Below are 7711 nucleotides of genomic sequence, written 5' to 3'. Positions count from 1 at the left end.
GAGCTTGAATAACCTCTCGTGGGCTCGGTGTTGTGTAATAGTGAGAGGGCAGGCGACCGCGGGGGCCGCCCCCGCGCCCCCCCCAAGCACCCCCCGCCCAGCCTGCGCAGCTACTCCGTGCGCAACCCCTCCGGCCGCATCAGCCGCAGCAGCGGAGGCAGGCTGCACAGCGTTACCGCCAGGACGACCGCCGCGCCGATGCCGGTCATGGACAGGACGCCGGTCCAGTCGACGCGGACCGGGGTGCCCGTCATCTTCAGCAGGACCGTGCCCAGGGTCAGGCCGACCACCGAGGCAAGCAGCAGGCCCAGCGCGATGGGGATCGCCGTCTGCCACAGCACCGACAGGCTCAGCGTGCGGCGCCGGGTGCCGAAGGCGACCAGGGCCGACAGCAGCCTCTTGCGCTCGCGCAACTGCTCCAGCTGCGAGACCAGCAGACTGGCACCGATCAGCGCCAGCACACAGGCCGCCCCGACGAACAGCCCGGTGCGGATGGCGTCGAACCGGTCGGTGCGCTCCGTCGCGGACCACGTCACGGTGTCGGCCAGCGGATGGACGGCCGCCGCGGTGTTCCGGACGTGGTCCTGCACGTCAGGGACCGACTCGTCGAGCCGGAGGTAGGCGTGCCCGCTCAGGGCGGGAGCCAGTGCGGACGACATCGCCTTCGGCGTGAGCAGGAACCCGCCCCGGTCGGTCCCGGCCAGCAGCCCGAGACGCGGCTTCGCCGTCTTCACGCCCTGCGGCACCGTCCAGGGGATCTCCAGGCTCTTCGGGGCGCCCTCGTAGGACGGGTCGAGGTACAGCTTCCGCCCCGCCACGGCCAGCTTCGTGGGGTCCGTGTCGCCGTCCCACTCGGCACCCTGGACGACGAACACGTCCCCGTCCGCGCACGAGCTCAGGGTGGCGATCTCCCGCAGCGACGCGCAGTTGCCCACGGTCATCGTCGTGCCGTTCTCCGGGTCCCGGGCACGGTCGCCGACCCAGCCCTCGGAGTAGTCGTAGACCGCCTTCACGCCCTCGGTGTTCCGCAGCTTCTCGGCGGCCGGGGCCATCGGCACCTCGCTCGGCAGCTGCACCTCCACCTGCGCCCGCGACACGTCCTGCCCGGTGGACTCGGTGTAGTCGCCGTCCACTCCGGCGAACAGCATCTGCAGCGCGATCGCCCCGGCGACGGCCACCGCGATGCCGTTGACCATGCGGGCCGCCGTACCGCTGCTCATCTGGAGTCTGCGCACGGCCAGTTGCCAGGCCACCCCGCCCGAGCCGAGCCGCGCCACGACCGTCTCCACGATCCACGGCAGCAGCGCGGTCACACCGACCAGGAGCAGGACCACACCGCCGGTGACCATGTACTGGTTGAAGTCGCCGTTGTCGCGCCCGTTGCCGACCATCGGGTACAGCAGCGCCAGCCCGGCCAGCGGCAGCAGCAGCCGCCACCACAGCCGGCGCCGGGCCGGCCGCCCCGCGCGGACCACGCCGAGCGGTTCGATGACCACCCCGCGCAGCGCGAGCAGCGTCACCAGCACCGCCGCCGCCGGCACCGCCACCGCGACCAGCAGCGCCAGCAGCGGAGACGGGTTCAGGTAGCTCGGGAACACGCTGATGTCGAACACCTCGGCCGTGCCCGCGAGCTGCCGTCCGACCATGAAGAACCCGGCGCCGAAGACCAGCCCGAGCACCGCGCCCGCCAGTGCCTCACCGGCGGCGATCCGCCGGGTCATGCGGCTGTCGGAACCGATCAGCCGCAGCGCCGCCAGCCGCCGGTCCCGCCGCTCGCCGCCGAACCGCACGGCCGCGGCGATGAACACCGCGACCGGCATCAGCAGCACCACGAAGACGACCAGGATCAGCAGGAGGAGCACCGGGTCGGACTCCTGCTCGGTCGGATTCGGGTCCCCGAACCGGTCGATACGGGTGACCACGCCGCCGTTGATCCGCGGGGCGAGCTCGTCGGCGCCCCGGTAGAAGGCGAGTTCGCCCGAGCCGATCAGCCCGCTCTCCCCGATGGTGCCGACGATCCGGTCCGGCAGCCGCTCACGCAGCATCGCGCCCGGGTCCGACTCCAGCAGCTCCTTCAGCGCGGGGGAGACCACCATCTCGCCGACCGCCGGGAACTTGTCCAGACCCGGCGGCAGCGGTGCCCGCGGACCCTCGGGCTCCAGCGCCCGGCCCCGCACGCTGTCGTCCCGGAAGTCGGTGCCGACGTCGGCGACCAGGAGGGTGTCGTCGGCCTTCGGCAACTGCTCCGAGGAGGAGAAGGTGAAGTCGGTACGGGCGCTCTCCCGTTCGTGCCGGACTTCGAGCGCGTTCGGGACGGCCGTCGTCAGCAGGAGCAGCGCTACGCCGAGGCCGACGCCGACGGCCGTCAGCGCGGCCCGGGTCCACCCCTCGCGGCCGCCGGTGAAGGCGAAGCGGACGCCCAGCATCAGGTCCGCGGCCCTCCCCCACGCTCGGCTTCGCTCGCGCGGGAGGTGCCCCCTGCGCAGGTTCATACGACGCGCTCCATGTCCCGGGACTTGCCGTCCCGTACGACGATCTCGCGGTCGGAGTAGGCCGCCACCCGCGCCTCGTGCGTGACCAGGACCACGGCCGCGTTGGTGGAGTGCGCGGCGTCCGTGAGAAGTTCCATCACGCGCTCGCCGTTGAGCGAGTCCAGCGCGCCGGTCGGCTCGTCGGCGAAGAGCACGCGGGGGTTGGTGACCAGGGACCGCGCCACCGCGACCCGCTGGCCCTGGCCGCCGGAGACCTCGCCGGGCCGCTTCTTGCGCAGGTCGTCGACCTCCAGCCGCTCCATCCAGGACAGCGCGGCCCGCTCGGCTTCCTTGCGGGAGGTGCCGTTCAGGCGCAGCGGAAGGGCGACGTTCTCGACGCAGGTCAGCTCCGGCACGAGCTGCCCGAACTGGAACACGAACCCGAACTCCGAGCGGCGCAGGGCGCTGCGCTCGGAGTCGCTCATGGCGGACAGCTCACGTGCGTTGTACGTGATCGTCCCCGAGTCGGGCGGCACGATGCCGGCGAGGCAGTGCAGCAGCGTCGACTTGCCGGAGCCGGAGGGGCCCATGACGGCGACGACCTCGCCGGGGTGGATGGAGAACTCCGCGCCGTCGAGGGCGAGGGTGGGGCCGTAGGCCTTGCGCAGCTGTTCGGCCGAGAGCAGGGAACCTGCGGGGGGAGTCATCGGGCCACCGCCTCACGGAGCTTGTCGAGGCGCGCCGCGGTCAGCTCCAGCCACCGCAGGTCGGCCTCCAGATGGAACAGGGCGTGGTCGCAGACGAGCTGGTCGGCGAGGTCGCCCTTGCGCTTGCGGTCGGTGAGGATGCGCATGCTGCGCAGGTGTTCCGAGCGCTGGGTGTCGAGGATGTCGGCGGCGTCGCGGTGGGTGAGCAGCGCGAGGACGACCTTGGTGTACAGCGTCGACTGGAGGTACGGCTCGGGCTTCTCCGGCGTGGCGAGCCACCGCTGTACGTCGGTGATCCCCGCGTCGGTGATCGCGTACCGCTTGCGCTCGGGACCGTCGCCCGCCTCTATGCCGTCGACGACGACGAGGCCGTTCTTCAGCAGGCGGGACATCGTCGAATAGACCTGGCCGTAGTGCAGCGGCCGGTCGTGACCGAACTTCTCGTCGAAGGCACGCTTGAGGTCGTAACCGTGGCGTGGCCCGGACTCCAGGAGCCCCAGGAGGGTGTGACCGATGGACATGCGGAGCACTCTACACGCGGTGTATACGCCTCATGTATACGCCCTGTGTAGAGTCTGTGTCCGGGGGTATGGGGCCGCAGGTCGGAGCCGATTGTCACGGTTCCGAAACGACGGAAGCCGCGCCTCCGCGAGGTGCGGAGGCGCGGCTTCCCGGCGTTTGCCGTAGGGCGTCGGGGTCGGTCACGGCGGTGGCGCGGCCCCCGGGCCGCCTCCCGGCGGGCGGCCCCGGCGCGGCAGCGGCCCCGCGTCGCCCGGGAGCCGGCCGTGCTCCGCCAGTGCCCTGCGGAGCAGGAACTCGATCTGGGCGTTGGCCGAGCGCAGGTCCTCGCCCGCCCAGCGGGCCAGCGCCTCGTACACCTGGGGGTCCAGCCGCAGCAGCACCTGCTTGCGCTGCTGCTGCGGCCGACGCTTCGGGGTCGGGCCCTCGGGCGGGGTCGGGCCCTCGGACGGGGGCGTCACTGGTAGAGCGTCCCCGTGTTCAGGACCGGCTGGGCGGCGCGGTCCCCGCAGAGCACGACCATCAGGTTGGACACCATCGCCGCCTTCCGCTCGTCGTCCAGCTCCACGATGTCCTGCTCGCTGATCCGGGCGAGCGCGGCCTCGACCATGCCGACGGCGCCGTCCACGATCTGCCGCCGCGCCGCGACCACCGCGCCGGCCTGCTGTCGCTGGAGCATCGCCGAGGCGATCTCCGGCGCGTACGCGAGGTGCGTGAAGCGGGACTCGATGATCTGCACGCCGGCCGCCTCCACGCGCGCGTGCAGCTCGACGGCGAGCTTCTCGGTGATTTCCTCCGCGTTGCCGCGCAGCGAGAGGCCGTCCTCCTCGTGGGCGTCGTACGGGTACTCGATGGCGATGTGCCGCACGGCCGCCTCGGTCTGGGTGGAGACGAACTCTATGTAGTCGTCCACCTCGAAGGTGGCCTGCGCGGTGTCCTCCACCCGCCACACCACGACCGCGGCCAGCTCGATCGGGTTGCCGTAGGCGTCGTTGACCTTCAGGACGGCCGTCTCGTGGTTGCGCACCCGGGTCGAGATCTTGGTGCGCGAGGTGAACGGGTTCACCCAGCGCAGACCGTCCTGCCGGATCGTCCCCCGGTACCGCCCGAAGAGCTGCACCACGCGGGCCTCGCCCGGCGCGACCATGTTCAGCCCGCACATCGCGAGGAAGGCCGCCAGGGCGATCACGACGCCCCCGATGATGAGCGCCGCCTTCCCGCCGGTGGCGCCGACCGCCGTGGCGGAGACGATCAGGCCGGCGCCGACGAGCAGCCCGACCAGCCCCAGCAGCAGCGCGAAGCCGCCGCCGATGCTGTGCGCCTGGTTCTCCCGTACGCGGGGTGCGGGCATCTCGGGCACATCCGCGGTGACCTGCGGGGCATCGTGCGTGGACATGGGTGGTCCCCCTCTATCTTCGATCTAGCTAAGTGATATCACTTTACCCGAGAGCAGCAACCTTGAACCCCCTTCGTACGTCGGTTCCTAGGGAACGGGTGCTGATTCTCACGTCCGTACAAGGCCGGATCGGTAGCCGTTTGTCATATCTCCCGGTGTTAGCTTTCTGAGCTGACCTGAGCGACGAACCTGTGTGACGCGTGAGCGAGACGTGCCCACAGATGACCGAAGCGGAGCGGATCGGACCCATGGGACGAGCGGAAGAGAGAAAAGCGCGACAGCGCGGTGGCCGCCGCGCGGCGCCCAACCGCCGCCGTTCGTCGGGCGCGGGCGCGGGCGGGGGCGCCGGCGGGAAGGGCCGCATACGCCGCCTGTTCACCTGGAAGAAGATCCTCGGCACGTTCTTCGGCCTCTGCCTGCTCGGCATGGGCGCCTTCATCGTGCTGTACATGGTGATCGACATCCCCGAGGGCAACCCCGAGGCCGACCTCCAGAGCAACGTCTACAAGTACGGCGACGGCAGCGTCATGACCCGCACCGGCGACCGCAACCGCGAGATCGTCGACCTGGCCAAGGTGCCCAAGGACGTCCAGCGCACCTTCGTCGCCGCCGAGAACAAGACCTTCTACGACGACGCGGGCGTCGACCTCAAGGGGACCACGCGCGGCGTGTTCAACACGCTCTCCGGCAAGGGCGCGCAGGGCGGCTCGACGATCACCCAGCAGTACGTCAAGAACTACTACCTGTCCCAGGAACGAACCGTCTCCCGCAAGCTCAAGGAGCTGGTCATCTCCCTGAAGCTGGACCGGGAGAAGTCCAAGGACTACATCCTCGCCGGCTACATCAACACCAGCTTCTACGGCCGCAGCGCCTATGGCATCCAGGCCGCCGCCCAGGCGTACTACCGCGTGGACGCCGAGGACCTGACGGTGGAACAGGGCGCGTACCTCTCCGCGCTGCTCCAGGCGCCGAACCAGTACGACTGGGCGATAGCCAGCGAGACCGGCAAGAAGCTGGCCCAGGAGCGCTGGAACTACGTGCTGGACAACATGGTCGAGCAGAAGTGGCTGAGCGGGACCGAGCGCCAGGGCATGAAGTTCCCGGTGCCCAAGGAGCCCAAGGCCGCCGCCGGGAAGCAGGGGCAGGTCGGCTATCTGGTGGACGCGGCCGACTACGCGCTGAAGAAGCAGCTCGTCGCCCAGGGTGCCGCCGAGGACATGAAGCAGGCCGACGCCCTCGTGGACCTCGGTGGTTACACGGTCACCCTCAACATCGACAAGAAGAAGCAGGCCGCGCTGGAGAAGTCGGTCAAGGCCAAGCTCACCAGCAAGCTCGACCCGAAGAAGCGCGACGTCGACGCCGACGTCCAGGCCGGCGCCGCGTCCGTCGACCCGAAGACGGGCCGGGTCCTGGCGATGTACGGCGGCGTGGACTACGTGAAGCACTACACGAACAACGCCACCCGCGACGACTACCAGCCCGCCTCCACCTTCAAGCCGGTGATCCTCGCCGCCGCCGTCGACCAGGACGCCGAGACCCAGGACGGCGTGCCGATCACGGCCAACACGATGTACGACGGCACGAGCAAGCGCCCCGTGATGGACGGCGACCAGAAGGTCGGCTTCGCGCCCCCGAACGAGGACGACGTCGACTACGGCGACATCGACGTCCAGGAGGCGATGAACAAGTCCGTCAACTCGGTCTTCGCGCAGATGGGCGTCGACGTCGGCATGACCGAGGTCATGAAGGTGGCGGGCGAGCTGGGCATGGACACCGAGGGCGAGCAGGCCGTACCCGCCCAGACCCTGGGCAGTATGGGGGCGAGCCCCCTGGAGATGGCCGGCGTCTACGCCACCCTCGACAACCACGGCAAGCAGGTCACCCCGCAGATCGTCAAGTCGGTCGAGCACAAGGACCGCACCATCGAGATGCCCGAGGCCATCGGCGAGCGGGTCATCAGCAAGGAGGCCGCCGACACGGTGACCTCCGTGCTCACCGGCGTGGTCGACGACGGTACGGCCAGGACGTCCGTACGGGAGAACCCGCTGCGCGACGGCCAGCAGGTGGCCGGCAAGACCGGCACGTCGGACAACAACAAGTCGGCCTGGTTCACCGGCTTCACCCCCAATCTGGTCACCTCGGTCGGCCTCTTCGGCGAGGACCCCAAGTCCCACAACCAGGTCCCGATGTACAAGGCCGGCGGCGTCGACTACCGCGTCAACGGCGGTGGCTTCCCCGCGGAGATCTGGGCGGCGTACACCTTCGGCGTCATGGACGAGGTCACCGAGTTCGAGCTGGACACCAAGCAGGGCGCCGCGGTGAAGCCGAGCAGGTCGCCGTCGGTCAGCCAGTCGCCGAGCCAGTCGCCGACGCAGGAGGAGACCCGGGAGGAGTCGCCCACCCAGGAGCCGACGACCGAGGAGCCGTCGTCCGGGACGCCGACGACCGAGGAGCCCTCCCAGTCGCCGTCGCAGTCGCCGTCGAACAGCCCGTCCACCGAACCGCCCACGGGCGGCGGCGGGTCCACGGAGCCGGAGAACCCGCTCTTCCCCGACAGGGACCGGGAGTAGGAACCGGCAGCAGGTGCGGAGACACGCGAAGGGGCGCCCGGTGAGGTC

6 protein-coding genes are annotated in these 7711 nt (G+C 70.4%); 1 reads left to right on the top strand and 5 read right to left on the bottom strand.

Annotation, left to right across the window (positions count from 1 at the left end; genetic code table 11):
* Positions 1–110: 110 nt before the first annotated feature.
* The 5 genes from ACFWR9_RS15930 to ACFWR9_RS15910 form a co-directional block, all read right to left on the bottom strand.
* Complete coding sequence (locus tag ACFWR9_RS15930) at positions 111–2492, bottom strand: ABC transporter permease (RefSeq protein ID WP_383841609.1); 2382 nt, start codon at positions 2490–2492, stop codon at positions 111–113.
* Entirely contained in the window at positions 2489–3178 is a 690-nt protein-coding gene (locus tag ACFWR9_RS15925; RefSeq protein WP_383841606.1) for an ABC transporter ATP-binding protein, read from the bottom strand. The genes ACFWR9_RS15930 and ACFWR9_RS15925 overlap by 4 nt, the downstream gene beginning before the upstream one ends.
* Entirely contained in the window at positions 3175–3699 is a 525-nt protein-coding gene (locus ACFWR9_RS15920; RefSeq protein ID WP_376362694.1) for a PadR family transcriptional regulator, read from the bottom strand. Before ACFWR9_RS15920 ends, ACFWR9_RS15925 begins: the two co-directional genes overlap by 4 nt.
* Before the next feature lie 180 nt (positions 3700–3879).
* Complete coding sequence (locus tag ACFWR9_RS15915; RefSeq protein WP_383841603.1) at positions 3880–4158, bottom strand: hypothetical protein; 279 nt, start codon at positions 4156–4158, stop codon at positions 3880–3882.
* Positions 4155–5093 (bottom strand): SPFH domain-containing protein, encoded by a 939-nt coding sequence (locus tag ACFWR9_RS15910; RefSeq protein ID WP_383841600.1) that lies wholly within the window; start codon positions 5091–5093, stop codon positions 4155–4157. Before ACFWR9_RS15910 ends, ACFWR9_RS15915 begins: the two co-directional genes overlap by 4 nt.
* Positions 5094–5341: 248 nt before the next feature.
* Between ACFWR9_RS15910 and ACFWR9_RS15905 the strand changes: the two genes are divergently transcribed.
* Entirely contained in the window at positions 5342–7663 is a 2322-nt protein-coding gene (locus ACFWR9_RS15905; protein ID WP_383841597.1) for a transglycosylase domain-containing protein, read from the top strand.
* Positions 7664–7711: the final 48 nt, after the last annotated feature.

Source organism: Streptomyces sp. NPDC058534 (assembly GCF_042717365.1).
Taxonomy (GTDB): domain Bacteria; phylum Actinomycetota; class Actinomycetes; order Streptomycetales; family Streptomycetaceae; genus Streptomyces.
Note: the sequence above shows the minus strand (reverse complement) of the source record. Positions and strands in the feature narration are given on the sequence as shown.

What these genes read in the sequence shown, in the direction of transcription:
- ACFWR9_RS15920 (WP_376362694.1), bottom strand. Translation starts at nt 3,699, where the DNA reads ATGTCCATCGGTCACACCCTCCTGGGGCTCCTGGAGTCCGGGCCACGC.
- ACFWR9_RS15905 (WP_383841597.1), top strand. Translation starts at nt 5,342, where the DNA reads ATGGGACGAGCGGAAGAGAGAAAAGCGCGACAGCGCGGTGGCCGCCGC.
- ACFWR9_RS15925 (WP_383841606.1), bottom strand. Translation starts at nt 3,178, where the DNA reads ATGACTCCCCCCGCAGGTTCCCTGCTCTCGGCCGAACAGCTGCGCAAG.
- ACFWR9_RS15930 (WP_383841609.1), bottom strand. Translation starts at nt 2,492, where the DNA reads ATGAACCTGCGCAGGGGGCACCTCCCGCGCGAGCGAAGCCGAGCGTGG.
- ACFWR9_RS15910 (WP_383841600.1), bottom strand. Translation starts at nt 5,093, where the DNA reads ATGTCCACGCACGATGCCCCGCAGGTCACCGCGGATGTGCCCGAGATG.